This window comes from Modestobacter sp. VKM Ac-2984 (assembly GCF_026967985.1).
In the GTDB taxonomy this organism is placed as follows: Bacteria; Actinomycetota; Actinomycetes; order Mycobacteriales; family Geodermatophilaceae; genus Modestobacter.
In genome coordinates this window covers 231,386-257,177 of sequence record NZ_JAPVBJ010000001.1, presented here as the reverse complement: position 1 = coordinate 257,177, position 25,792 = coordinate 231,386, and the positions used below count along the sequence as shown (strand labels likewise).

The window sequence follows — 25,792 nt, the reverse complement described above, 5'->3', positions numbered from 1 at the left end:
GAGGGGCAGTCGGTGGCGACGCCACCGACACCGGCCACCGTAACCAGCCCCGGCCCGGTGGTCAGGCCGGGCGGGGTCGGCGGGGTGCCCGGGCGGCGGCCCACCGGGTGGCCGTCGCGAGCGTGGAGGCCGGCCACAGCGCCGCCCGGACCCGCTCCCCGCGGGAGGAGGACCGGAGCAGCGCCCGCCGCACCGTCGCCAGCGCCTCGGTCAGCGCCGGGTCCGGTCCGGACCGGGCTGCCGGTGGGCCGTACACCGAACGCTCCTGGGCCCGGGCCAGCGCCTGCACCGCGGCGACCGCGGCCGGGTCGGTGGCGGCGAGCCGCTGGGCCAGCTGCTGGGCCAGCTGGCGTGCCGTCGACCTCCCGGGCAGCTCGACGGCCAGGTCCTCGGTGGTCGCCAGCAGCTCCTCCCACAGGGCGCCGGGCTGCCCGTCGGCCAGCCGGAGGGCGCGCTGCCGGCGGCGGACGGCGAACGGCAGCGCGGCCAGGGCGAGGACGACCAGGGTGCCCGCCGTCCCCAGCAACCACGGCCGGAGCTGCTCCTCCGGCGCGGCCTGGGGCGCCAGTGGCGGCACGTACTGGTCGTCGCGGTCCAGCTCGGCAGCCGGTGGCGCCGGCAGCGGTGCCGCGCCGCCCGGCGTGAACGGGTCCGGGGTGCTGGTGTCGGCCTCGTCCGTGCGCGGTGCCCAGGGGAGCGCCACGGCCCGGTCGGCGGCGATCGGGGTCGGGTCGAAGGGGATCCAGCCCAGGCCGGCGAACCAGACCTCGACCCAGGCGTGCGCGTCGTCGGTGGTGACCACCCGGTCGCCGTCCTCGCCGACCTGACCGGGTGTGTAGCCCAGCACCACCCGGGCCGGCACCCCGGCCGCCCGGACGAGTACGGCCATGGCGCCGGCGTACTGCTCGCAGTAGCCCCGCTTGAGCCGCAGGAAGTCGGCCAGGTCGTCTCCGGTGGTGCCCTGGCTGGTGGACAGGCTGTAGGTGAAGCCGTTGGCCGGGTCGGTGAAGAGGCCGAGCACGGCCCGGACCCGCTCGTAGGGCGACTGCGCCGGGTCGGTCAGCTGGTCGGACAGGGCGACGACGCTCGGGTCCAGCTCCGGCAGCGCCGTGTAGCGCTCCACCATCGGGTCACCCGGGTCCTGGGGTGCGGCAGTCAGCTCCGCCGCGCTCGGTTGCGGCTGCTGGGAGGTGGACCGGTAGGAGAGCCCGCCGGTGGTCACGTCCCGGCCGAAGACGGTCCGGGCGGCCGGGTCGAAGCGCCAGCTCTCGTCCTCGGAGCCGAGCACCTGCACCGACAGCGGGGAGTCGAACAGCGGGAGGAAGCGGTCGTCGTGGGCGAGCACGGTGACCCGCGCGGTCACCTCGCGGCGGGACTGCCCGTCGAGGAGCGGGGCCAGGGGGCCGTCGGCCGCGATCGACGCCTGCCCGTCGAGGTTGCTCATCCGCCAGCCGACGTCGCCGCTGTACTCGTCCAGCGACACCGAGCGCAGGTACCCCGGGTCGGCCACCGAGGCGTCGACGGCCAGCAGGTCGATCGGCTCGGGGAGGCTCAGCTGGCCGGCCATCTCCGCCACCGGGTCCAGCGACGTCCCCACGCCGCTGCCGGTGCCCGCCCCGCCCCACCCCGCCGCGAGCGAGCCCTCGGCCAGGGTCGGCACGAACGCCGGCAGCAGCAGCCCGGCGACCAGGGCGACCAGGGCGGTGCGCAGCGCCGGCAGGGTGCCGGTGCCCATCGGCGACCCGCTGCCACCCCGGCCGCTCCCGACCAGCCGTGCCCGCTGGTCGGCCCACAGCAGGACGGCGAACCCGGCGGCCGGCGCGGCGAAGGAGATCAGCGCCACCTCCCCGGTCACGGTGCTCACCGGGACGCAGTAGAGGACCAGCAGGCCGAGCCCGCCCAGGGCCGGCTGGCGGGCGGGGACGGCGAGCAGGTCGACGGCCAGCGCGATCAGGGCGACGAAGACGGTGGTCAGCGCCACCAGCCCGGTGAGCGGCAACGCCGGGGTGGCCTGTTCCCGGATCTCCGCGGTGCCGTCACCGAGCAGGCCGGCGAGGTCGGTCAGGCTGCTCAGGGTCGGCAGCACGCCCGCCCAGGCGCGCTCGGGCGCGAAGACGACGGTGAGCACGACGAGCACCAGGGCCACCTGACCCAGCGGCACCGCCAGCCGAGCCGGGCCGGACCACCACGGGCCGTCGTCCTCGGCGTCGTCCACCAGCCGGTCCAGCAGCGCCCGCAGCGCCACCCCGCCCAGGCCCACGGCCGCCACCACCATCGTCACCGGCAGCAGCCACGTGCGGGCGACGAAGACGGGGTCCAGCGCCAGTGCACCCAGCAGGACGGCGACCGCGACGGCGATCCCGGTGCCCGGCCCGCCGCGGGTGGCCCGGGGCAGCTCGTCGACCTGGCCGCTCATGCCGGCACCGGTCCTGCGGCGCCGGCCCGGCTGCCCACCTGGCTCCACAGCTGCGCCACGGTCTGGTCCGGGCCGACGGTGACCACCTGCCAGCCGGCCGCGCGGAGCAGGTCGCCGGCCTGCTGTTGCCGGGTGTCCAGCTCGGCCCGGGCGGCGGGGCCGAGCGTGCGTCGGCCCCGGGTGGTACCGGCGTCCAGCCAGCCGGCGGTGTCCACCAGCACCGCGACGTCGCGGCCCGGGCCGGACCGGGCGCGGACCAGCGCCGCGACGTCCTCGGGCCCGACCAGGCCCAGCATGCAGATCGCCGGTCCGTCGGCCCCCGACCGGCGCAGCGCCTCCACGCCCAACTGCAGGCCGGGCTGGGGTGCACCACCCAGGACGGCGAGCCGCTCGAGCAGCTCGTCCGGGCCCAGCTGTCCCCGGCCGAGCGCCGGGGTGAGCTCCCCGCCGTCGGTCACGACCCGCAGCGCGGCCCCCCGGCGCAGCAGGTGGGTGCCGATGCTGGCGGCGGCCTCCACCACCCACTCCAGGGTGTCCTGCGGCGGGGCCGGGTCACCGGCTGCTCCACCGACCCGGCCCTCGACCCGGCCCCCGAGCAGGTGGGCGGTCGACCGGGTGTCGACGAACACGGTCGCCGCGGCCCGCCAGGGTCGTTCCTCCAGCCGGACCATCAGCTCGCCGGTGCGCGCGGTGGCTCGCCAGTGGACCAGGCGCAGGTCGTCGCCGTGGCGGTACTCCCGGGTGCTGACGTCGTCCTCGCCGTGCACGGCGATCGCGCGGCGGGCGCCCTCGCCGCCGTCCCCTCCGGCGCCGGTCAGCGCGCCGCCTCCGGACAGCGGCACGACCCGGGGGAGGACCAGCAGTGCAGCGGTGTCGCTGCCGGTCGCCGTGCGCAGCACCAGGCCGAAGGGGTCGACGAGCCGCAGGCTCAGCGGCCCGAGGGTGTAGCGGCCGCGACGGGAACCGTGCAGCCGGTAGCGGAGCGGGGCGGTGCTGCCGCTGGCGAGCCGTTCCACGACGAAGCGCGGCTGGGGGCCGAGGTCGGCGGGCAGGTGCTCGGTGAGCAACCACAGCCCACCGGCCCGCCGGTCGGCGTTGGAGACCTCCACCAGCACCTCGGCGGACCCGCCGCGCGGCAACCGGGCCGGGGTGACGGTGCGCCGGGTCGCGACCCGGAAGCGCTGCCGGGCGATCCCGATGGCCGACACCACCGGCAGGGCGAGCACGAACAGGGCCAGCTGGACCAGGGCCCGCTCACCCAACAGGGCGCCCAGCGCGCCCAGGGTCAGCCCGGCGGCGACCAGGCAGCGGCCGCGCAGCGTGAGGGAGGACGCCGCATCGGCGATCCGGGTGCGCGCCATGGGGGACCGTCCGTCTCTCGGGTGGGCCGGGTCAGCGGCCGCCGTGGACGGGCACGGCGGCGAGCAGGTCGGTGACCACCCGCTGGGCGTCCCGTCGCGCCAGCGCCGCGTCCGGGGTCAGCAGCAGCCGGTGGGCCAGCACCGGGACCGCCATGGCCTGCACGTCGTCGGGGAGCACGTGGTCGCGGCCGGCCAGCGCCGCGGTGGCGCGGGCGGCGCGCAGCAGCTGCAGCCCCGCGCGGGGGGAGGCGCCCAGCCGCAGGTCGGGGGAGCGGCGGGTGGCCTCGACCAGCGAGACGACGTACTGGCGCAGCGGCTCGGCGACGTGCAGCTGGCCCACCGCGGCCACCAGGGTCCGCACGCGCGCGGCGTCGAGCACCGGGGTGAGGGCGGTGAGCGGGTCGACGGTGGCCCGCCCGCCGAGCATCGCCAGCTCGGCCTCGCGGTCCGGGTAGCCCATCGAGACCCGGGCGGTGAACCGGTCCCGCTGCGCCTCGGGGAGGGGGTAGGTGCCCTCCATCTCCAGCGGGTTCTGCGTCGCGACCACCATGAACGGCCGGGCCAGCTCGTAGGTGACCCCGTCGACGGTGACCTGCCGCTCCTCCATGCACTCCAGCAGGGCGGACTGCGTCTTGGGGGAGGCGCGGTTGATCTCGTCGGCCACGACCACGTTGGCGAAGACGGCGCCGGGCTTGAACTCGAAGGCGCGGGACTCCTGGTCGTAGACGGCCACCCCGGTGACGTCGCTGGGCAGCAGGTCGGGGGTGAACTGGATCCGGCGCACCGTGCCGTCGATGGTGCGGGCCAGCGCCTTGGCCAGCGTGGTCTTCCCGACCCCGGGGACGTCCTCGATCAGCAGGTGGCCCTCGGCCAACAGCACGACCAGCGCCAGCCGGACGACGTCGGGCTTGCCCTGTACCACCCGGCCGATCGCCTCGGCGAGCTGCGCCCCCTCGGCCGCCACGTCGGCGTCGGTCTCCGGCTGCGTCGCTGCGGCGTCCTGGCTGGTGTCGTGCCGGGGAGCGGAGCGCAGCTCCGTGACTCCCCGGTCCGACCGCAGCCCTGCCGTGCTCTCGGTCACCCCGCTCACGGTACGTGCTGCTCAGCGGCGCGCACGGTCGATCCCGTTCCGCGGCCGGGAGGGGGCCCGGAGGCGGCCCGGACCCCGGCCCGGAGGCGGTCGGTGGGGGCCGGTGGGGGGAAGGGGGCGACACGGCGTGGAGTGGTGTCCAGTGGGGGCCAGTGGGTTACTGTGTCGCGCAATGGGGAGGCAGGGGCCACGGATGGTGCCCGGCACGACCACAGGAGGACTGATGCAGGGGGTGATCCGGTGTTCGTCGGCAGCTATCCCCTGCGGCTCGACGAGAAAGGCCGGCTCGCCCTCCCGGTCCGCTACCGCGAGCTGGTGGCCGACGGCATGGTGATCAAGAAGGGCCAGGAACGCTGCGTCTACGGCCTGACCATGGCCCGGGTCGCCGAGCAGAGCGCCGCGCTGAAGTCCATGGCGCCGGCCGACACCAACGCCGGCCGCATGCACGCCCGGATGAGCTTCGGCTCGATGGTCGAGGTCGAGGCGGACAAGACCGGGCGGATCACCATCCCGGCGAGCCTGCGGGAGTACGCCGGCCTGGACCGCGACGTCGTCGTCGTCGGCGTGGACACCCGTTTCGAGATCTGGGACTCCGGCACCTGGGACGCCTACGTGGCAGAGCAGGAGGCGGTCTTCGCCGCCATGGAGAGCGAGGGGATGCCGACCCTGTCCTGAGTCGACCCCCACACGACCCCACCGCACGACCCCACCGCACGACCCCACCGCTGGACCGCACCACCCCCACCGCAGGACCGCACCACCCCGCACGAGCCGACTTCCCCCCGGCTCGACCGGGCCCGGACAGCGAGCCGACTTCCCCCCGGCTCGACGTCCACCGCACCGACCGCCCCACCTGCCCAGCTGCCCGAGCCCGACTCCACCTGGTACCGCTTCCCCGGCGCCAGGCGAGCCGGGCGGGGCAGCGGGCCGGGGCGGTGCCCGCTCCCCGCCCCACCCGCGCTCCACTGCGCACCACCCACCCCACTGCGCCCCACCCCCCCGCCCTGCCCGCTCGCCCCACCCCGTCCTGTCCGCCCCCTGCGCAGCGAGAGGAGCCGTCGATGAGCAGCCCCGAGGCCTCCGGGCCCGCGCTGCACGTCCCCGTCCTCCTCGACCGGGTCACCGAGCTGCTCGACCCCGCCCTCCAGGCACCGGGCGCCGTCCTGGTCGACTGCACGCTGGGGCTGGCCGGCCACTCCCTGGCCCTGCTGGCGGCCCACCCCGAGCTCCGGCTCATCGGCCTGGACCGCGACCCCGACGCCCGCGCCGAGGCCGCCGCCCGGATCGCCGCGGCCGGCCACACCGAGCGCACCACGCTGGTGCCCGCCGTCTTCGACGAGCTGCCCGACGTGCTGGCCGACCTCGGGGTCGAGGAGGTGCAGGGCGTCCTGTTCGACCTCGGCGTCTCCTCCCTGCAGCTGGACCGCCCCACCCGAGGGTTCAGCTACTCCACCGACGCACCCCTGGACATGCGGATGGACCCCACCGGGCCCCGCACCGCCGCCGACGTGGTCAACACCTACTCCCGGGGGGAGCTCACCCGGGTGCTGAAGGTCTACGGCGAGGAGCGCTTCGCCGGCCGGATCGCCTCCGCCATCGAGCGGGAGCGCGCCCGGGAGCCGTTCACCGGCACCGCCCGGCTGGCCGAGCTGGTGCGCTCGGCGATCCCCGCGGCCACCCGCCGCACCGGGGGACACCCGGCCAAGCGGACCTTCCAGGCCCTCCGGATCGAGGTCAACGACGAACTGGGGGTGCTCTCCCGGGCCCTGCCCGCCGCCATCGACGCTCTCGCGGTCGGTGGCCGACTGGTCGTGATCAGCTTCCACTCCCTCGAGGACCGCATCGTGAAGCAGACGCTCGCCGCAGACGCCGTGGACCGCACCCCGCCCGGCATGCCGGTCCCGATGCCCGAGCACGCACCGGTGCTGAAGCTGGTCACCCGGGGCGGTGAGGCACCCGGCGAGGCCGAGCTCGCCGTCAACTCGCGGTCCGCCTCGGCCCGGGTGCGGGCCGCTGAGCGCGTCCGGCGGGCGGCATGAGCCAGCCGGCGCGGTCCGTCCCCCGGACCAGCAGTGCACCGACCCCCCGCACCGGCCAGTCCCGCAGCCAGCCCCAGGGCGCCACCGCGCGCACCGGTGCGACCCGGGCGGGCACCGGCCGCACGAGCACGGCCCGGACGACCGCGCGGACGACGACGGCCCGGACCACGACCGCCCGGACGACGACCGCCCGGACCACGACGGCCCGGACCACCGGCCGGGCGACCACCGGCCCGGTGCACGTGCCCCGGGTCGCCCCACCCCGACGCAGCGGACCGGTCCCGAGCGGCCCGCAGCTGCGGCTGGTGCCGACCCCGGCCCGCGGACCCCGCGGCAGCCGGCGGGCGGCGCTGCGCGGTCGCCGGGCGCCGTTCGTCGCCGTGCTCGTCGCCCTGCTGGTCGGGACGACGCTGGGCCTCCTGCTGCTCAACACCGCCATCGCCGTGGACTCCCTGCGCGCCACCGAGCAGCGCGTCGCGATGGCCGAGCAGGCCAAGGAGGTCGCTCGACTGGAGCAGCAGGTGATCACTGCCGACACTGCTGCCGAGCTGGCCCGCGCCGCAGCCGCGGTCGGGCTGGTCCCGCCGGGGGACGCAGCCCACCTGGTGCTGCAGCCCGACGGCAGCTCCGTCCTGCTGGGCAGCGCGACCCCGGCGCCGGCGCCCGTCGAGCCGGAGGCCGCCGACCCGGCGGCCGACGGGGCCACCGCGCCACAGCCCGCCCCCGCCGACGCCCCCGCCGAGCCCGGCCTTGCCCCAGCTGAACCCACCGACCCCGCGCCCACCGACCCCGCGTCGCCGACCCCCGGGAACTGATCCGTGCCCCCTGCAGGTCCTCTCCCGCCGCATCGTCCGGCCGGGGGCCGCCGCACCCCGCCGCGGCCCACCGGTCCGGCCGGGCGCGGTGCGCAGCGCGCGCGTCGCGAGCCCGGGGCGCGGCGCCTCCAGCCGCTGGGGCTCACGCAGCGCGACCAGCGCAACCGGTGGGGGCTGGCGTTCCTGATCACCCTGCTGGTGGTGGTGGTCGGCAAGCTCGTGGTGCTCCAGGGCGTCGACGGGGCCGCCTACGCGCAGGCGGCCGAGAACGACCGGATGCGCACGTACCCGATCGAGGCCGTCCGGGGCGAGATCGTCGACCGCAACGGCAAGGTGCTCGCCTGGTCGGTGGACGCCAAGCGGGTCACGGCCGACCCGACGCTGGTCTCCGACCCCACCCGGACGGCGCTGGCGTTGACCACGCTGCTCGGCATCCCGGTCGACGAGCTGGTCGAGAAGCTCTCCCGGGAGGGGCGCTACGTCGTCCTGGCCGACGAGGTCAGCACCGACGTCACCGACCAGATCCGGGAGCTCCCGGCCTCCACCCAGGCCGGCCTGGTCTTCCAGGACGACCCCGTGCGGCTCTACCCGGCGGGCGCGGTCGGCGGCCAGCTGGTCGGCTTCGTCGGCAAGGAGGGCGACGGCCTCGCCGGGATCGAGCAGACCTTCGAGGAGCACCTGGCCGGCGTCGACGGCGAGGAGCGGATCGAGGTGGACGGCGTCGGCAACCCGATCCCGTCGGGCATCGACGACACCCAGCCGGCGACCGACGGCAGCACCGTCCAGCTGACGCTGGACCAGGACCTGCAGTTCGTCGTGCAGCAGACGCTGGACGCGGCCTGCGCCGACGAGGCGACGGCCACGGCGTCGGCCGTCGTCCAGGACGTGCAGACCGGCGAGGTGGTCGCGATGGCCTCCTGCCCCGGCTACGACCCGGGCAGCTACAACACCACCGACCGCGACCTGCTCGGCAACCCGGTCGTCTCCGAGGTGTACGAGCCGGGCTCGGTGATGAAGGCGGTGACCCTGGCCGCCGCCATCGAGGAGGGCAAGGCCACCAAGGACACGGTGCTCAACGTGGATGGGCACATCCGGGCCGGTGACGTCGTGGTCACCGACGCCCACGACCACGAGCCGATCGACTTCACCGTCACCGGGATCCTCGCCAAGTCCAGCAACGTCGGGTCGATCATGCTGGCCCGGGAGATCGGGGACGGCACGCTCGAGCAGTACCTGCAGGACTTCGGCTTCGGCTCGACCACCGGCATCGAGCTCCCCGGCGAGAGCGCCGGCATCCTGGAGGACGCGGCGGACTGGACCGCCAGCCGCGCGGCCAACGTGCCGATCGGCCAGGGCGTCTCGGTGACCACCCTGCAGATGGCGTCGGCCTACCAGACCCTCGCCAACGACGGCGTGCGGATCGCCCCGCGGGTGGTGTCCTCGCTCATCGCCCAGGACGGCACCGTCACCGAGGTGCCCCGGCCCGAGGGCGTGCGGGTGGTCAGCGAGTCCACCGCCGACCAGCTGACCTACATGCTCGAGGCGGTGGTCGGCCCCGGGGGCACCGCACCGCTGGGCGAGATCGACGGCTTCCGGGTCGCCGGCAAGACCGGCACGGCCCAGCGGGCCAACCCCGAGACGGGCGGCTACGCCGGCGGCGGCTACTTCACCACCTTCGTCGGCTACGCCCCGGCCGACGACCCGCAGTACGTGGTGGCCGTCGACCTCGAGCGGCCCACCAGCGACGCCGAGGGCGGCCAGGTGGCGGCCCCGGTCTTCGCCGACGTCATGCGGTACGCACTGATCTCCGGGGGCGTCGTCCCGTCCGGCGCGCCGCGCCCGGACTTCACCCTCACCGTCCCCTGAACCCCGCCGGCGCAGGGAGCCGGCCACCCGCCGGTGCGACACGGAGCCGCCAGGTGATCGGGTCGCGCTCCTCCACGCCGGTAGATTGGACCGTCGTGACCCCGACTGCGCCCGGGGCGGCGTCCCGGCCGGCCGGGAACCGCCCGCTCTCCCTCGGTGATCTCGCCGACCTCGTCGGCGCACCGGTGACCGGCGTGACCGCCGTGGACGTCACCGGTGTCACCCACGCCTCCGGCGACGTCCGCCCCGGTGATCTCTACGCCGCCCTGCCCGGCGCCCGGACCCACGGCGCCCGCTACACCGCCGACGCCGCCGCGCGCGGTGCCCGCGCGGTGCTGACCGACCCGGCGGGGGAGGAGCAGGCCCGGGCCACCGGGCTGCCGGTCTGCGTGGTCGAGGACCCGCGCTCCGTGCTCGGCGCGGTCGCCTCCCGGGTCTACGGGCTCCCCAGCGAGCAGCTCACCGTGCTGGGCATCACCGGCACCAACGGCAAGACGACGACGAGCTACCTGGTCGAGGCCGGTCTGGCCGCCGCCGGGTGGGCCAGCGGCCTGATCGGCACGGTGCAGACCCGCACCCGCGGCCAGGACGGCGACGGGGCGCCGGTGACCACCGAGCTGCCCAGCGTCCGCACCACGCCCGAGGCGGCCGACCTGCACGCACTGCTCGGCACGATGGTCGACTCCGGGGTCCGTGCGGTGGTCATGGAGGTCTCCAGCCACGCGCTGGTGCAGGGCCGGGTCGGTGGGGTGCGCTTCGCCGCGGCCGGGTTCACCAACCTCTCCCGCGACCACCTGGACTTCCACGGCGACCCGGAGAGCTACTTCCAGGCCAAGGCACTGCTGTTCGACGGGCGGGCCGCCGTCGAGGTGGTCGACGTCGACGACCCCGCCGGGCAGCGGCTGGCCCGCCCGGGCACGGTCACCGTCTCCGGGTCCGGTGCCCCTGGGGCGGACTGGTCGGCCACCGACGTGGCCGCCGTCCCCACCGGTGGGTCGACCTTCACGCTGCACGGCCCAGGCGGGCGCAGCTGGCCCGCGCGGCTGCGGTTGCCCGGCAGCTTCAACGTCGCGAACGCGGTGCTCGCCGTGGCGCTGCTGGACGCCGTCGGCGTGCCGCCGGAGACGGCGCTGCCCGGGATCGCGCAGACCGTCGTCCCCGGGCGGATGGAGCCGGTGGACGCCGGCCAGCCGTTCGTCGCCGTCGTCGACTACGCGCACACCCCCGACGCGGTGCAGACCGCGCTGGCCGCGCTGCGCCCGGCGACCCCGGGCCGGCTGATCACCGTGCTGGGCTGCGGCGGTGACCGCGACCCGGGGAAGCGGCCGGGGATGGGCGCCGCCGCGGCGGCCGGCAGTGACGTGCTGGTGATCACCGACGACAACCCGCGGTCGGAGGACCCGGCGGCCATCCGCGCGGCGATGTGCGCCGGTGCCGGCGACGTCCCGGCAGACCAGCGCGCCGAGGTGCTGGAGATCGGCGACCGGCGGGCCGCCCTCGCGGCCGCCGTCGGGCTCGCGCGAGCGGGTGACACGCTGCTGGTGGCCGGCAAGGGCCACGAGACGGGTCAGGAGGTGGGCGGTCAGGTGCTGCCCTTCGACGACCGCGTGGTGCTGCGCGAGCTGCTGGCCGCCGGCGAGGTGGGCGCGTGATCGCGCTGACCCTGGCCGAGGTGGCCGCGGCCGTCGACGGCGACCTCGTCGGTGACGGCTCCGCCACGGTGACCGGCGCGGTGCTGGTCGACTCCCGCGCCGTGGCCCCCGGTGACCTCTTCGTCGCCCTCCCCGGAGAACGGGTGGACGGCGTCGACTTCCTCCCCGCCGCCGCCGCGGCCGGCGCGGCCGGCGCGCTGACCGCCCGCGCCGACCCCGCCCTGCCCTGCGTCGTCGTCGCCGACCCGGTGGCGGCCCTGGGCCGGCTGGCCGCGGCCGTGCACGGCCGGCTGGTGGCGGCGGGGCTGGTCACCATCGGGGTCACCGGGTCCTCCGGCAAGACCTCGACCAAGGACCTGCTCGGCCAGGTGCTCGCCGCCGCGGGCCCGACCGTCAGCCCGCAGGGCTCGTTCAACAACGACATCGGCCTGCCGCTGACCGTGCTCTCCGCCGATGCGGACACCCGCTTCCTGGTGCTGGAGATGGGCTCGCGCGGCCCCGGCCACATCGCCCGGCTGTGCCACATCGCCCGGCCCACCATCGGCGTGGTGCTCAACGTCGGGTCGGCCCACCTCGGCGAGTTCGGCAGCGCCGAGGTGATCGCCACCAGCAAGGGCGAGCTGGTGGCGGCGCTGCCGGCCACCGGCACCGCGGTGCTCAACGCCGACGACGCCCGGGTGGCCGGCATGGCCCCCCGCACCCAGGCCGCGGTGCTGACCACCGGGCTGGCCGAGCACGCCGACGTGCGGGCCACCGGCGTGGAGCTCGACGACGCCGCCCGCGCCCGGTTCACCCTCCTCGCCCGCGGCGAGCAGCACCCGGTCGCCCTGCAGGTCGTCGGCGTGCACCAGGTCGCCAACGCGCTGTCCGCCGCCGGCGCGGCGCTGGCCGCCGGGATGACGCCCGCCACGGTCGCGCAGGCGCTGTCGGCCGCCGGGTCGCGCAGCCGCTGGCGGATGGAGGTCACCACCCGCGCCGACGGCGTGACCGTCGTCAACGACGCCTACAACGCCAACCCCGAGTCGATGCGGGCTGCGCTGGCCGCGCTCCGCCGGCTGCGCGGCCGACGCCGGATCGCCGTGCTCGGCGCGATGGGCGAGCTCGGCCCCACGGCCGGAGCCGCGCACGAGGAGCTGGGCCGGGACGCCGTGCGCGCCGGGGTCGACCTCGTCGTCTCCGTCGGGCCCGACGCGGCCGGGGTGCACGCGGGCGCCCACGCGGAACTGGACGCCCGTGGTCGCGCAGGCGACCGCGGGGGAGAGCAGGAGGAGCCCGTGCACCTGCCGGACCGGGCAGCAGCCCGGCGGTTGCTGAGCGAGCTGGTCGGGCCGGGTGACGTCGTCCTGGTCAAGGCCTCGCGCAGCTACGGCCTCGAGGAGCTCGCCGCCGACCTGATCGCCGACGGCGGCCCGGAGGTGACCGCGTGAGGTCCGTCCTCGTCGCCGCCGCCGTCGGGCTGATCGTCTCCATCCTGCTGACCCCGTTGGCGATCAAGGCCTTCCGGAAGCACGGCTTCGGGCAGGAGATCCGGGACGACGGCCCGGAGAGCCACCTGTCGAAGAAGGGCACGCCCACGATGGGCGGCACCGTGATGGTGCTGGCCACGGTGGTCGGCTACCTGGTGGCGCACCTGTTCGTGATCAACCAGGAGGGGCGTGGCGTCACCGCCACCGGCCTGCTGCTGCTCTTCCTGTTGATCGGCCTGGGCACGGTCGGGTTCCTCGACGACTACCTCAAGATCCGGTACCGGCGCAGCCTCGGCCTGAACAAGACCGCCAAACTCGTCGGCCAGCTGGTCATCGGGGTCACCTTCGCCGTGCTCGCGCTGATGGCCGACGGCGAGGACGGCACCGCGGTGGCCACCACGACGGTCTCCTTCGTCCGGGACATCGCCCCGCTCACCCTGCCGACGGTCGCGTTCATCGCGCTGGCCTACCTCTTCATCGCCGGGTTCTCCAACGCGGTCAACCTCACCGACGGCCTCGACGGGCTGGCCGCCGGCGCCTCGGCGATGGTGTTCGGCTCCTACGTGGTCATCTCGTTCTGGCAGTTCGGGAACGACTGCGCCGGGGGCTTCGTCGACGGCTGCTACACCGTCCGCGACCCGCTGGACGTCACCCTGGTGGCCGCCGCGGCGATGGGCTCCTGCCTGGGCTTCCTGTGGTGGAACACCTCACCGGCCCGGATCTTCATGGGCGACACCGGTTCGCTGGCCCTCGGCGGGTTGATGGCCGGGCTGGCCATCGTCACCCGGACCGAGCTGCTGCTCGTCGTGCTCGGCGGGCTGTTCGTGGCGGTCACCCTGTCGGTGGTGATCCAGGTCGGCTTCTTCCGGGCCACCCGTCGCCGCGTCTTCCGGATGGCCCCGCTGCACCACCACTTCGAGCTCGCCGGCTGGGCGGAGAACACCGTGATCGTCCGGTTCTGGCTGGTCACCGGGATGGCGGTCGCCTTCGGGCTGGGGCTGTTCTACGCCGACTGGCTCTCCGTCACGGGTATCTGAGGTGACCCACGCGAACGGGACGGCGGACCGACCGCTGGGCACCGTGCTGGTCGCCGGGCTCGGCGTCTCCGGCGCCGCAGCGGCCCGGGTGCTGCTCGCCCGCGGGGACGACGTCTGGCTCACCGATGCCACCGAGCCCGCCGTGCTGACCGAGCTGGTCGAGGCGGGCGCCCGCTGGCTCGGGGCGCTCAGCGAGCCGCCGGAGGGCATCGACCTGGTCGTCACCTCCCCGGGCTGGCGGCCGGACTCCCCGCTGCTGCGGACCGCCGCCGCCCGCGGCGTGGAGGTCATCGGCGAACCGGAGCTGGCCTGGCGGCTGCGGGCAGCCGCGCCGGGCGCGGAGCCCGCCCCCTGGTTCGCGGTCACCGGCACCAACGGGAAGACGACGACGGTCACGATGCTCGAGGCGGTGCTGCTGGCCGGCGGGCGGCGGGCGGTCGCCGCGGGCAACGTCGGCCGGCCGCTCGTCGAGGTGGTCACCGCCCGCGACGCCGACGGCGCCCCCGCCCACGACGCGATCGCCGTGGAGCTCTCCAGCTTCCAGCTGCACTGGTCCTCCTCGATCGCCCCTGCCGCTGCCTGCGTGCTCAACGTCGCCGACGACCACGTCGACTGGCACGGCTCCTTCGACGCCTACCGCGACGCCAAGGCCCGACTGCTGCGGCTGGCGCCGGTCGCGGTCGCCGACGCCGGTGACCCGGTCGCGTCCGCGCTCGTCGCCGCCCACCGGCACCCGGTCACCGTGACCCTCGGCGAGCCCGCCCGCGGCCAGCTCGGCGTCCGGTCCGGTGCCCTCGTCGACCGCGCGTTCAGCCCGGACCCGGCCGGTGAGGTGCTCGCCGAGCTCGAGGCCCTGCAGGTGCGGGGGCCGCACAACACGGTGAACGCGCTGGCCGCGGCGGCCCTGGCCCGGGTCGCCGGCGTCGAGGCGGCCGCGGTCGGCCGCGGCCTGGCCGGCTTCCGCGGCGGGGCCCACCGCAACGTGCTGGTCGGCAGCGTCGACGGCATCGACTTCGTCGACGACAGCAAGGCCACGAACCCGCACGCGGCCGGCGCCTCGCTGGCCGCCTACCCGCGGGTGGTGTGGATCGCCGGGGGCCTGCTCAAGGGCGCCGACGTCGAGCCGCTGGTCGCCGCGGTCGCCCCGCGGCTGGCCGGGGTGGTGCTGCTGGGCCGGGATCGGGAGGTGCTGGCCCGGTCGCTGGCGCGACACGCCCCGTCGGTCCCACGCACGGTGGTCCCCAGCGGCGACGATGGCGCTGTGACGGATGGGGACAGCGTGATGCGTGAGGTGGTCGCGGCTGCCGTCCGGCTGGCCCGCCCCGGGGACACCGTGCTGCTCGCCCCGGCGGCCGCCTCGATGGACGTGTTCACCGACTACGCGCACCGCGGCCGGGCCTTCGCCGACGCGGTCCGCGCGCTGGGGTGACCTGCCGGTGACGGCGACCACCGGGCAGCGCGGGTCCCGCCGCGCCGGCCGCGAGGAGCAGCCCGCCGCAGCCCGGGCCGGGGGGCCGCGCTTCCGCATCCCGGCCTGGGTCGACGGCCCGATGACCAGCTCCCACCTGGTGCTCGGGGCGGCCGGCATGCTGCTGGCCATCGGCCTGGTGATGGTCTTCTCCGCCTCCTCGATCGAGGCGGCCAAGGCCGGCCAGCCGGCCTGGCTGCCCGGCGTCCGGCAGATCGCCTTCGCCGTCATCGGGCTGCTCGCCATGCTGGTGGCGATGCACCTGCCGGTCGGCCGCATCCGCCAGTTCTCCGGCTGGGCACTGCTCGGCGTCGCCGGGCTGCTGCTGCTGGTCCTCGTGCCGGGCATCGGGCTGAAGCTGAACGGCTCCCGGGCCTGGTTCGACCTGGGCTTCACCAACTTCCAGCCCTCCGAGCTGGGCAAGCTGGTCTTCGCGCTCTGGGGCGCCCACGTCATCGCCCTGCGGGAGAAGTACCTGACCGTCCAGTCGCTGCTCGTCCCGGTGCTGCCGGTGTTCGGCGTGCTGTCGCTGCTGCTGCTGCTCGAGCCGGACATGGGTGCGGTGGTCAGCCTGGGGCTGGTGCTGGCCGGGCTGATGTGGGCCGGTGGGCTGTCCCGCCGCTACATCGCCGGTGCCGTGGCGCTCGCCGCCGTGGCCGTCGTCCTGATGGTGACGTTCGCGAGCTACCGGATGGCCCGGATCACCTCGTTCCTGGACCCGTTCGCCGATCCGGAGAACGGCGGCTACCAGGCGATCCGCGGGCTGTACGCGCTGGCCACCGGCGGGGTGTGGGGCGTCGGGCTGGGCAACAGCGCGATGAAGTGGAACCTGCTGCCGCACGCGGAGTCCGACTACATCTTCGCGATCATCGGCGAGGAGCTGGGCTTCCTGGGCTGCCTGGTGGTGGTCACCCTCTACGGGATCCTGGCCTGGGCCGGGTTCCGGATCGCCCACCGGTCCGCCGACCGCTTCGTCCAGCTGTCCTGCGTGGCCATCACGGTGTGGCTGGTCGGGCAGGCCGTGATCAACATGGGCTACGTGGTGGGCCTGCTGCCGGTCACCGGCGTGACGCTGCCGCTGATCTCCGCCGGCGGCACCTCGCTGGTCCTCACCCTCTTCGTCGTCGGGCTGCTGGTGCGCTTCGCCCGGGCCGAGCCGGCCGCGATCGCCGCCCAGCGGGGCCAGCGCCGCGGCCGGCTGGCCCGGCTGCTGGCGCCGGTCCCCGCGGCGGCCGTCGACCCGGTGCCCTCCCGCCGGCGCCGCGAGAGCCGGTCCACCGCCCGTCCCGGTCCGCCGCCCCCGGCCCCCCGGCGTGGCAACGGCCGGACGGTCGCCCGGGTGACCGGGCACCCGACGTCCTCCCCGGTGGGTCGGGGCCGTGGTGCCGGCGGCCCGGTGGCCACCCCGGACGCGCGCCGAGGTGGCCCGGAACGGCAGACTGTCGACCGCCGGCAGAACCCCGGTGACCGCCCGACCGTCCGCAGCCGGCCCTCGTCCGCGGCGGGGCCTGCCCTGCGTGAGGGGCTCCGCGACCGTCCCTGGTCCGGGGAGCCGCCCGCTGCCCAGGGCCGGCCCGTCCGGCAGTCCCGCCCCCCGAGAACGGAACGGCCAGGACGCTCGCAGTGACCTCTCCCCAGCACGACCCCGGCGAGAACGCCCCGGCCGTGCCCTCCTCCGGCCCCACCCCGGTGCACGTCGTGCTCGCCGGTGGCGGCACCGGCGGCCACATCGAGCCGATGCTCGCCCTCGCCGACGCCCTCACCCGCCGCACCGGCGCCGCCGGCGGCGCCCCCCGGGTCACCTGCCTGGGCACCGCCCGGGGCATGGAGACCCGGCTGGTGCCGGCCCGGGGCTACGACCTGCGGCTCATCCCGCCGGTCCCGCTGCCGCGCAAGCCCACGCCGGACCTGCTGCGCGTCCCGGGCCGGGTCCGCCGGGCCGTCGCCGAGACCCGGGCGCTGCTCACCGAGCTCGACGCCGACGTCGTCGTCGGCTTCGGCGGGTACGTGGCCCTGCCGGCCTACCTGGCCGCCCGCCGGGCCGGGCGGAGGCGGGCCGGCGTCCCGATCGTGGTGCACGAGCAGAACGCGTTGCCCGGACTGGCCAACCGGGTCGGCGCCCGGCTCGCCGCCCGCGTCGCGGTCACCGTCCCGAGCACGCCGCTGCACGGCGCCGAGCACGTCGGGATGCCGCTGCGGACGGCGATCAGCGGGCTGGACCGCGCCGCCCGGCGGGCCGAGGCGCGCGCGGAGTTCGGGCTGGACCCCGACCGCCCGACCCTGCTGGTGTTCGGCGGCTCGCAGGGCGCCGCGTCGCTGAACCGGGCCGCGGTCGGCGCGGCCGACGCGCTGACCGCCGCCGGGGTGCAGGTGCTGCACGCCCGGGGGCCGAAGAACACCGACGTCTCGGTGCCCGCCCGGCCGGCCGGGGGTGCGCCCTACGTCGTCGTCGACTACCTGGAACGGATGGACCTCGCCTACGCCGCGGCGGACCTGGCGCTGTGCCGCTCCGGTGCGGTGACCGTCGCCGAGCTCTCCGCGGTCGGGCTGCCGGCCGTCTTCGTCCCACTGCCGATCGGCAACGGGGAGCAGCGGCTCAACGCGCTGCCCGTGGTGGAGGCCGGTGGGGGGCTGCTCGTCGCCGACGCGGACCTGTCGCCGGCCTGGATCAGGAGCGAGCTCGTGCCGCTGCTCACCGACCCGGCCGCGCTGTCGGCGCTGGCCGCCTCCGCGGCCGCCGCCGGCACCCCGGACGCCGACGAGCGGCTGGCCGACATCGTGCTGCAGGTCGCCGCCGAGGGGGTGCGCAAGCGATGAGCGCCGACGACGTCGCCGCCTGGCGGGGGCCGATCCCGTCGCTGGAGGAGCTGGGGCCGGTGCACTTCATCGGCATCGGCGGGGCCGGGATGAGCGGCATCGCCCGGATCATGCTGGCCCGCGGGGTGTCGGTGTCCGGCAGCGACCGACGGGACTCCCCGGCGTTGCGCGCGCTGGACGCGCTCGGTGCCCGGATCGAGGTCGGTCACGCCGCCGGGCACCTGGGCGAGGCGGCGACCGTGGTGGTCTCCACCGCGATCCGGGACGAGAACGCCGAGCTGGTGGCCGCCCGGGAGCGCGGGCTGCGGGTGCTGCCGCGGGCGGTGGCGCTGGCAGCGGTGATGGCCGGACGGCGCAGCGTCGCGGTGGCGGGCACCCACGGGAAGACCTCGACGACCTCGATGCTGACGGTCGCCGTCCAGGCCTGTGGCGTCGACCCCTCCTTCGCCATCGGCGGCACGCTCAACGAGTCCGGTTCGAACGCCCACGCCGGCCAGGGGGACGTCTTCCTCGCCGAGGCCGACGAGAGCGACCGGTCCTTCCTGCTGCTGGCCCCCCGTGGGGGCATCGTCACCAACGTCGAGGCCGACCACCTGGACAACTACGGCGACCTGGCCGCGGTGGAGGCGGCGTTCGACACGTTCGTGCGCACCGTCCCCGCCGAGGGCTTCCTGGTGCTCTGCGCCGACGACCCGGGTGCCGCCCGGCTGGCCGGTGTCGGCGCCACCGCCCGGGTGCGCACCTACGGCCAGTCGGCCGGGGCGGACCTCCGCCTGATCGACCTCGAGGTCGGCCCGGACGGCACCCGGTACACCGCCGTCCTCGACGGTCAGGAACTCGGCGCGGTGCACATCCGGCTGCCCGGCGTGCACATGGCCCTCAACAGCGCCGCGGCGCTGCTGGCCGGCCTGGAGCTGGGCCTGCCCGTCGCCGGCCTGCTCACCGGGCTGGGCCGGTTCGGCGGCGTGCACCGTCGCTTCGAGCTCAAGGGCACCGTCGCCGGGGTCCGGGTGTACGACGACTACGCCCACCACCCCACCGAGGTGGCCGCCCAGCTGCGCGCCGCCCGCGCGGTGGTGGGGGACGGGCGCCTGCTGGTGCTCTTCCAGCCGCACCTCTACAGCCGGACGGCGCAGTTCGCCGCCGGCTTCGGTGCGGCGCTGGGGCTGGCCGACGAGGTGGTGGTGATGGAGGTCTACGGCGCCCGGGAGGACCCGGTCCCCGGGGTCACCGGCGCACTGGTGGCCGACGCGGTGCCCCTGCCCGCCGGGCGGGTCGCCTTCGAGCCCTCGTGGTCGGCGGCCGCAGGCGCGATGGCCGCCCGGGCGCGGCCGGGTGACCTGGTGGTGACCATGGGCGCCGGCGACGTGTCGATGGTCGGGCCCGAGGTGCTGGTGGCGCTGGCGCCACCGCCGGAGCCGACGGACGCGGCGGAGGACGGGCCGGAGCCACCACGGTGAGCCGCACGGGGTCGACGACCCGCGACCGGTCCCGCCGACCGCGCCGCGGCGCCGCCCCGGCGGGAGCTGCCGCACCGGTCACCTCGCTGGGCTCCCGGCGCGGTCGGTCCCGCCGCACGCGCAGTCCGCGCCGCCGGCTGGTCGTGGTGGCGGTCGGGCTGGCCCTCGTGGTGGCGCTCGGGGCGTGGGTCCTGCTGGCCAGCCCGTTGCTCGCGGTCCGCACCGTGCGGGTCGACGGTGCCGTCGCGCTGTCCGACGCCCAGGTCGTCTCCGCCGCCGGGGTCGAGGAGGGCACCCCGCTGGTGCGGGTGGACACCGGGGCGGCGGCTGGGCGGGTGGCTCAGCTGCCGCAGGTCGCCTCGGTGGAGGTGACCCGTGGGTGGCCGGGGACGGTCGTGGTCACGCTGGCGGAGCGCGTCCCGGTCGCGGTCGTGGAGCAGGCGGGCACCCGGCAGCTGCTCGACGCCGGGGGCGTGGTGTTCGACACCATCACCGGCGACGCCCCGAACGGGGTGGTCCCGCTCGACGTCCAGGACCCCGGCCCGGACGACGCGGCCACCACCGCCGCGCTCGGCGCGCTCACCGCACTGCCGGACGCCGTGCGCAGTCAGGTGACCCAGGTGTCCGCGCGCAGCGCCGACGACGTCACGCTGACGCTGACCGACGGCCGGTCCGTGCGCTGGGGGAGCGCCGATCGGACCGACCGCAAGGCCGAGGTGCTGGACGCGCTGCTGGACCAGATCGACCAGGGGACCCTCGACCCGGCCAGCACCCTCGACGTCAGCACCCCGGACGCGGTCGTCCTGCGCTGACCACGCGGGGTCCGACCGGGCTCCCGACACGCCCGGCCAGAAAAAGGTCCGCGCGTCGTCCGTCTCGGGCGTGCCGAACAGGGCCGGAGATGTCTGGAGTCGAACTGGAGACGCTGACCAGGCGGGTCGTCACGTCTCGTGAGCGGCAAGTGACGGATGTGCCGCCCGATCCTCGTGGGAATCCGCCGGATGGACACGCCGAACCGAGGAGGGTGCTTGCTGCCCCGGATGAGCACACCTAACTTCGTCCTCACAACGACTCAGTTGACATAACTATAAGGCTTAACCTAAGGATGAGGGTCCAGTTGGGGAGCGCGGCATGACACCTCCGCACAACTACCTAGCGGTCATCAAGGTCGTCGGCATCGGCGGCGGCGGGGTGAACGCGGTCAACCGCATGATCGAGGTCGGCCTCAAGGGGGTCGAGTTCATCGCGATCAACACCGATGCACAGGCGCTGCTGATGAGCGACGCCGACGTCAAGCTCGACGTCGGTCGTGAGCTCACCCGCGGCCTGGGCGCCGGTGCGCAGCCGGACGTCGGCCGGCAGGCCGCCGAGGACCACCGCGAGGAGATCGAAGAGGTGCTCAAGGGCGCCGACATGGTCTTCGTGACCGCCGGCGAGGGCGGTGGCACGGGCACCGGTGGTGCGCCCGTCGTCGCCTCCATCTCCCGCAAGCTCGGCGCGCTCACGATCGGCGTGGTCACCCGCCCGTTCTCCTTCGAGGGGAAGCGGCGGGCGGTCCAGGCCGAGACGGGCATCGAGGAGCTGCGCAACGAGTGCGACACGCTCATCGTGATCCCGAACGACCGGCTGTTGCAGCTGGGCGACCGGAACGTCAGCGTGATGGACGCCTTCCGCACCGCCGACCAGGTGCTGCTCTCCGGTGTGCAGGGCATCACCGACCTGATCACCACGCCCGGTCTGATCAACCTGGACTTCGCCGACGTCAAGTCGGTCATGTCCGGAGCCGGCTCGGCGCTGATGGGCATCGGCAGTGCGCGCGGGGACAACCGCGCCCTGTTGGCGGCTGAACAGGCGATCGCCTCGCCCCTGCTGGAGGCCTCGATGGAGGGCGCCCACGGCGTCCTGCTGTCGATCTCCGGTGGGTCGGACCTGGGGCTGTTCGAGATCAACGAGGCTGCCTCGCTCGTCTCCGACGCCGCCCACCCGGACGCCAACATCATCTTCGGCGCCGTCATCGACGACGCCCTCGGTGACGAGGTGCGGGTGACCGTCATCGCGGCCGGTTTCGACGGTGGCAAGCCCGGCACCCGCAAGGACGCCGGCAGCACCCCGCTGGCGACGTCGGCACCCACCGCGCCGGCAGCGCCGGCCGCACCGGTGAGCACCCCGCCGGCGGCCCGTCCGTCGGCGCCGGTGCAGACGGGGGAGCGGCCGGCCGGTGCGGCTCCGGCCGCGCCGCCGCAGGCGCCGGCCGCCCCGGCGGCCTCCTCCCCGTCGGCGCCGCGCCCGGGTCAGCCCGGCAGTGCGCCGCAGGGGGGTGGGATCACCGTGCCGCCGCTGCCGCCGATCGCCGGGCAGGGTGGCGGCCAGGGTGGCACCACCCGTCGGCCGCTGGCCTCGGACGACTTCGAGGAGGAGCTCGACATCCCCGAGTTCCTCCGCAGCCAGTGACGTCCGCACCGCAGTGAGTGCAGGACCGGCCGCTCCGTCGGCGGTGCGACCCCGTCGGGTCGTCACCGACCGGCGGGGCGGCCGTTCTGTCGCGCCGTACGACTCCTTCAACCTGGGGAGCCACGTCGGCGACGACCCGGACGCCGTCGCCGCCAACCGGGCACGGCTGGCCGGTGAGCTCGGCGTGCCCGCCGATCGGCTGCTCTGGATGACCCAGGTGCACGGCACCGGCGTCGCGATCGTCGAGGACGCCGACGAGAACCCGGTCGCCGACGTCGACGCACTCGTCACCGCCACCCCCGGGCTGGTGTTGTGCGTGCTGGTCGCCGACTGCGTGCCGGTGCTGCTGGCCGACCCCGTCGCCGGGGTGGTCGCCGCCGTCCACGCCGGTCGCGAGGGGGTGCGGGCCGGCGTCGTCCCGGCCACGCTGGCGGCGATGACCCGGCTGGGCTCCCGGCCGGGCGACGTGGAAGCGCTGCTCGGCCCGGCCGTCTGCGGGCTGGACTACGAGGTGCCCGCGCAGATGCAGGCCGACGTCGCCCGGGTCGCCCCGGCCAGCGCCGTCCGCACTCGACGCGGCACCCCGGGGCTGGACCTGCGGGCGGGGATCGCCGAGGTGCTGCGCGGTGCGGGGGTCGGGCAGGTCGTGCACGACCCACGCTGCACCGTCGAGGACCCTCGGCTGTTCAGCCACCGGCGCGACGGCGTGACCGGTCGCCAGGCCGGCGTGGTCTGGCTCGGCTCCTGACCCATCCCGTCCCGGGGCCCGCCGCACGCATGCTCGCGGTGGGCCCCGGGACGGGATCAGGCGGTCCACCCGCCGGGGGAGCGATGCGTTCCCTGCGGGGAGGATGAGGCCATGTCGCCCGTCGCCGAGAACAGGCCGTCCCTCGCCGAGAACCTGCGGGCCGTCCGCGCCCGGATCGACGACGCCGCCCGGGCCGCCGGACGGGACCCGGCCGAGGTGCGGCTGCTGGCGGTGAGCAAGACCTGGTCGGCCGACGACGTCCGGGCCCTCGCGGCGCTCGGGCAACGGCACTTCGCCGAGAACCGGGTGCAGGAGCTGGCCGGCAAGGCGGCGGCCCTGGCCGAGGACCCCGCCGTCCCCGAGCTGCACTGGCACCTCGTCGGGCAGCTGCAGCGGAACAAGGTGACCCCGGTGGCCCGGCTCGGTGCCACGGTGCACTCGGTGGACCGCGCCTCGCTGGTGACGGCCCTGGCCCGGGCCGCCGAGCGTGAGCAGCGGGTCCTGGACGTCTACGTCCAGGTCGACCTGGGTGGCCCGGAGGGCGAGCTCGGCAGTCGGGGCGGGGCCGCGCCGGCCGACGTCCCCGGCCTCGCGGACGCCATCGCCGGCGCGCCGGAGCTCCGGCTGCGCGGTCTGATGGCGGTGGCCCCGCGGGGTGCGGAGCCCGCCCCGGCGTTCCAGCGCCTGGCCGGGCTGGCCACCCGGCTGCGCGCCGACCATCCTGATGCCACGGATACATCGGCAGGCATGAGCGGCGACCTGGAGGCTGCTGTGACAGCTGGGGCCACCGTGGTGCGTGTCGGTACTGCGTTGTTCGGGACGCGCCCCCTAACCTCCGGTGCAGAGCAGTGACACCGGGCTGTGGTGCGGGGGAGTGGCGTGGCACTCCTGCGCCTCCCGAGTCCCACCTGGAACACCAGCACCACCTGAACCACCCAGGCACCTGATTGCAGCGCGGGGCGTCCAGCGCCGACGAGACCAGAGGGAGACGTCCGATGGCGGGAGCGATGCGGAGGATGGGGGTCTACCTCGGCCTCGTCGAGGACGACGACACCCGTGGCGGGTACGACCGCTACGCCGCACGGCAGAGCGACTACGACCGCGACGACCGGGGCTATGACCGCGGCTACGACCGCTACGCCGCCGACGACGCCGACCCCGTGGCCGAGGAGTCCCGCTACGGCTACGGCAGCGGCTACGGCGGTGGCTACGACACCGAGTACGCCGGCGTGCGCCCGGTCGACGAGCCGGTCGAGGAGCGCGCACCCGAGCCCGAGGTCTCCCTAGGCCGGCGGCCGGCCACGCCGCGGACCATCGGCCTGGCCGGCGCGCCGTCCAGCGGCAGCACCGCCGCACGCCTGGCCGGCAGCGGGCTGTCCGCCGCCGGGAGCACCGGCGCCGGCTCGTCGGGCCGCAGCCGGATCAGCTCCGGGGGCTCCGGCGCCGCGGCCGGTCTGGCCATGAGCGAGCCCGTGGCGCCGGCTCCCGAGCCCGTCCCGGCCCCCGCACCGGTGCCGTCGCCGGCTCCGCAGGGCTACCGGATCACCACCGTGCACCCGGCCTCCTACAACGAGGCCCGCACCATCGGTGAGCGGTTCCGGGACGGCATGCCGGTGATCATGAACCTGACCGACATGGAGCACGCCGACGCGAAGCGGCTCGTCGACTTCGCCATCGGTCTGACGTTCGGGCTGCACGGTAGTATCGAGCGAGTCACGGCCAAGGTCTTCCTGCTCAGTCCGCAGGACGTCGACGTGACGGCTGAGGACAAGGCCCGCATCCGTGAGGGCGGCTTCTTCAGCCAGTCCTGACCCCGTGCACCCCGCGCCCCGGCGTGAGGTGCTCCCGAACGAGCGAGGACCGTGCCTCTCCTTCTGCAGATCGTCTCGTCGATCCTGCTCGTCTTCCTGATCCTCCTCTTCGCCCGGTTCGTCGTGGACTGGGTGATGGTGCTCGCGCGCAGCTGGCGCCCCCAGGGTCTGGTCGCGGCGGGGCTCGAGGTCGTCTACGCAGCGACCGACCCGCCGCTCAAGGCGGTGCGCAAGGTCATCCCGCCGCTCAACCTCGGGTCCATCCGCCTCGATCTGGGGTTTATGGTGCTGCTGATCGGCGTGATCCTCCTGCGCAGCATCCTGAGCAGCATCGCCTACAACATCGCATGATCCGTCGTACCGTGCCCGAACGGGGTGTGGACCCGAACCGGTTCGCCGCCGATCTGGATCCGTCCCCGTTCCTCCCGCCCGACCTGAGGTGAGCCGCATGCCACTGACTCCCGCCGACGTGCACAACGTCGTCTTTAAGAAGCCGCCGATCGGCAAGCGCGGCTACGACGAGGACGAGGTGGACGCCTTCCTCGACGTGGTCGAGGCCGAGCTGGCCCGGCTCATCGAGGAGAACAACGACCTGCGCGCCTCCGGTGGCACCGGGTCCGCTGTGCGGGAGGAACGGCCCGAGTCCGCGCCGATGACCGTCGCGGCCCCGCCGCCCCCGCCGGCGCAGACGGCGGCGGCGCAGGTGCGCGAGGACGACGCGATCCGCGCCTCCCGGATGCTGGCGCTGGCCACCGAGACGGCCGAGCGGCACGTCAACGAGGCCAAGGCCCAGGCCGACCAGATGGTGGGCACCGCCAAGAGCAGCAGCGACCGGATGATGTCCGAGGCGCGGGCCAAGAGCGAGCAGATGGTCGGTGAGGCCAAGAGCCGCGCCGACGCCATGCTCGGCGACGCCCGCACCCGCGCGGACACGATGGAGCGCGAGGCCCGCGCCAAGGCCACCGCCCTCGCCCAGGACGCCGAGCGCAAGCACGTGGAGGCGATGGGCTCCCTGGAGGAGAAGCGGGCCAGCCTCGAGCGCAAGGTGGACGAGCTGCGCACCTTCGAGCGGGAGTACCGCACCCGGCTGCGCTCCTACCTGGAGTCGCACCTGCGCGACCTGGACAGCCGCGGCTCGGCCGAACCGGCGTCCGCCAGCCGGCAGAGCCAGCACGTCAGCGCCTGACACACCACGCACAGCAGCACAGAGCCCCGCCGGACCTGGTCCGGCGGGGCTCTGTGCTGCGGTGGCTCGCGGTGGGTCGCAGGGAACGGGACGGGCCCCCGGTGCTGAC

The 25,792-nt window shown here is 75.7% G+C and carries 21 protein-coding genes; 18 read left to right on the top strand and 3 right to left on the bottom strand.

Going from position 1 to position 25,792, the window contains the following annotated elements:
• Positions 1–61: 61 nt before the first annotated feature.
• From O2W16_RS01240 to O2W16_RS01230, 3 genes are read right to left on the bottom strand one after another with little or no spacing between them, the layout of a single operon-like run.
• Entirely contained in the window at positions 62–2,416 is a 2,355-nt protein-coding gene (locus O2W16_RS01240) for a transglutaminase family protein (RefSeq protein ID WP_269156979.1), read from the bottom strand.
• Positions 2,413–3,777 (bottom strand): DUF58 domain-containing protein, encoded by a 1,365-nt coding sequence (locus tag O2W16_RS01235; protein ID WP_269156978.1) that lies wholly within the window; start codon positions 3,775–3,777, stop codon positions 2,413–2,415. Before O2W16_RS01235 ends, O2W16_RS01240 begins: the two co-directional genes overlap by 4 nt.
• 31 nt (positions 3,778–3,808) lie before the next feature.
• Positions 3,809–4,858, bottom strand: coding sequence for an AAA family ATPase (locus tag O2W16_RS01230; protein ID WP_269156977.1), 1,050 nt, complete (start codon positions 4,856–4,858; stop codon positions 3,809–3,811).
• A 249-nt stretch (positions 4,859–5,107) separates the two neighbouring features.
• On the opposite strand from O2W16_RS01230, the gene mraZ reads away from it, so the two are divergent.
• The 18 genes from mraZ (at position 5,108) to wag31 (ending at position 25,683) form a co-directional block, all read left to right on the top strand.
• Positions 5,108–5,542: a division/cell wall cluster transcriptional repressor MraZ gene (mraZ, locus tag O2W16_RS01225; RefSeq protein ID WP_269156976.1), complete on the top strand. Its 435-nt coding sequence runs from the start codon at positions 5,108–5,110 to the stop codon at positions 5,540–5,542.
• A gap of 386 nt (positions 5,543–5,928) precedes the next feature.
• Positions 5,929–6,906, top strand: a complete 978-nt coding sequence (gene rsmH / locus O2W16_RS01220) for a 16S rRNA (cytosine(1402)-N(4))-methyltransferase RsmH (RefSeq protein ID WP_269156975.1) — start codon at positions 5,929–5,931, stop codon at positions 6,904–6,906.
• Positions 6,903–7,721, top strand: a complete 819-nt coding sequence (locus O2W16_RS01215) for a hypothetical protein (protein WP_269156974.1) — start codon at positions 6,903–6,905, stop codon at positions 7,719–7,721. Before rsmH ends, O2W16_RS01215 begins: the two co-directional genes overlap by 4 nt.
• Positions 7,722–7,724: 3 nt before the next feature.
• Positions 7,725–9,587, top strand: coding sequence for a peptidoglycan D,D-transpeptidase FtsI family protein (locus O2W16_RS01210; protein WP_269156973.1), 1,863 nt, complete (start codon positions 7,725–7,727; stop codon positions 9,585–9,587).
• A 95-nt stretch (positions 9,588–9,682) separates the two neighbouring features.
• Positions 9,683–11,239: a UDP-N-acetylmuramoyl-L-alanyl-D-glutamate--2,6-diaminopimelate ligase gene (locus O2W16_RS01205; RefSeq protein ID WP_269156972.1), complete on the top strand. Its 1,557-nt coding sequence runs from the start codon at positions 9,683–9,685 to the stop codon at positions 11,237–11,239.
• The gene (locus tag O2W16_RS01200; RefSeq protein ID WP_269156971.1) at positions 11,236–12,666 is read left to right on the top strand and encodes a UDP-N-acetylmuramoyl-tripeptide--D-alanyl-D-alanine ligase; all 1,431 of its coding nucleotides are present in this window, start codon (positions 11,236–11,238) and stop codon (positions 12,664–12,666) included. Before O2W16_RS01205 ends, O2W16_RS01200 begins: the two co-directional genes overlap by 4 nt.
• A complete protein-coding gene (mraY, locus tag O2W16_RS01195; protein ID WP_269156970.1) occupies positions 12,663–13,742 on the top strand; it encodes a phospho-N-acetylmuramoyl-pentapeptide-transferase in 1,080 nt (359 codons plus the stop codon). The genes O2W16_RS01200 and mraY overlap by 4 nt, the downstream gene beginning before the upstream one ends.
• 1 nt (position 13,743) lies before the next feature.
• On the top strand, positions 13,744–15,171 hold the full coding sequence (gene murD / locus O2W16_RS01190) for a UDP-N-acetylmuramoyl-L-alanine--D-glutamate ligase (RefSeq protein ID WP_269156969.1): 1,428 nt from the start codon (positions 13,744–13,746) through the stop codon (positions 15,169–15,171).
• Between the two features lie 7 nt (positions 15,172–15,178).
• Positions 15,179–16,837 carry a putative lipid II flippase FtsW gene (ftsW, locus tag O2W16_RS01185; protein ID WP_269156968.1) on the top strand — a complete coding sequence of 553 codons (1,659 nt, stop codon included), beginning with the start codon at positions 15,179–15,181 and terminating at the stop codon, positions 16,835–16,837.
• Positions 16,834–18,027, top strand: coding sequence for an undecaprenyldiphospho-muramoylpentapeptide beta-N-acetylglucosaminyltransferase (murG, locus tag O2W16_RS01180; RefSeq protein ID WP_269156967.1), 1,194 nt, complete (start codon positions 16,834–16,836; stop codon positions 18,025–18,027). Before ftsW ends, murG begins: the two co-directional genes overlap by 4 nt.
• Positions 18,024–19,487 carry a UDP-N-acetylmuramate--L-alanine ligase gene (murC, locus tag O2W16_RS01175; protein ID WP_269156966.1) on the top strand — a complete coding sequence of 488 codons (1,464 nt, stop codon included), beginning with the start codon at positions 18,024–18,026 and terminating at the stop codon, positions 19,485–19,487. Before murG ends, murC begins: the two co-directional genes overlap by 4 nt.
• Positions 19,484–20,299, top strand: a complete 816-nt coding sequence (locus O2W16_RS01170; RefSeq protein WP_269156965.1) for a cell division protein FtsQ/DivIB — start codon at positions 19,484–19,486, stop codon at positions 20,297–20,299. The genes murC and O2W16_RS01170 overlap by 4 nt, the downstream gene beginning before the upstream one ends.
• A 319-nt stretch (positions 20,300–20,618) precedes the next feature.
• A complete protein-coding gene (gene ftsZ / locus O2W16_RS01165; RefSeq protein ID WP_269156964.1) occupies positions 20,619–21,938 on the top strand; it encodes a cell division protein FtsZ in 1,320 nt (439 codons plus the stop codon).
• 43 nt (positions 21,939–21,981) lie between these two features.
• Positions 21,982–22,686 (top strand): peptidoglycan editing factor PgeF, encoded by a 705-nt coding sequence (gene pgeF / locus O2W16_RS01160; RefSeq protein ID WP_269156963.1) that lies wholly within the window; start codon positions 21,982–21,984, stop codon positions 22,684–22,686.
• A 111-nt stretch (positions 22,687–22,797) separates the two neighbouring features.
• Entirely contained in the window at positions 22,798–23,538 is a 741-nt protein-coding gene (locus O2W16_RS01155; protein ID WP_269156962.1) for a YggS family pyridoxal phosphate-dependent enzyme, read from the top strand.
• A 143-nt stretch (positions 23,539–23,681) separates the two neighbouring features.
• Positions 23,682–24,497, top strand: coding sequence for a cell division protein SepF (locus tag O2W16_RS01150; RefSeq protein WP_269156961.1), 816 nt, complete (start codon positions 23,682–23,684; stop codon positions 24,495–24,497).
• A gap of 51 nt (positions 24,498–24,548) precedes the next feature.
• Entirely contained in the window at positions 24,549–24,848 is a 300-nt protein-coding gene (locus O2W16_RS01145; protein ID WP_269156960.1) for a YggT family protein, read from the top strand.
• A gap of 97 nt (positions 24,849–24,945) precedes the next feature.
• Positions 24,946–25,683, top strand: coding sequence for a DivIVA-like cell division protein Wag31 (wag31, locus tag O2W16_RS01140; protein WP_269156959.1), 738 nt, complete (start codon positions 24,946–24,948; stop codon positions 25,681–25,683).
• The last annotated feature ends 109 nt before the right edge of the window (positions 25,684–25,792 follow it).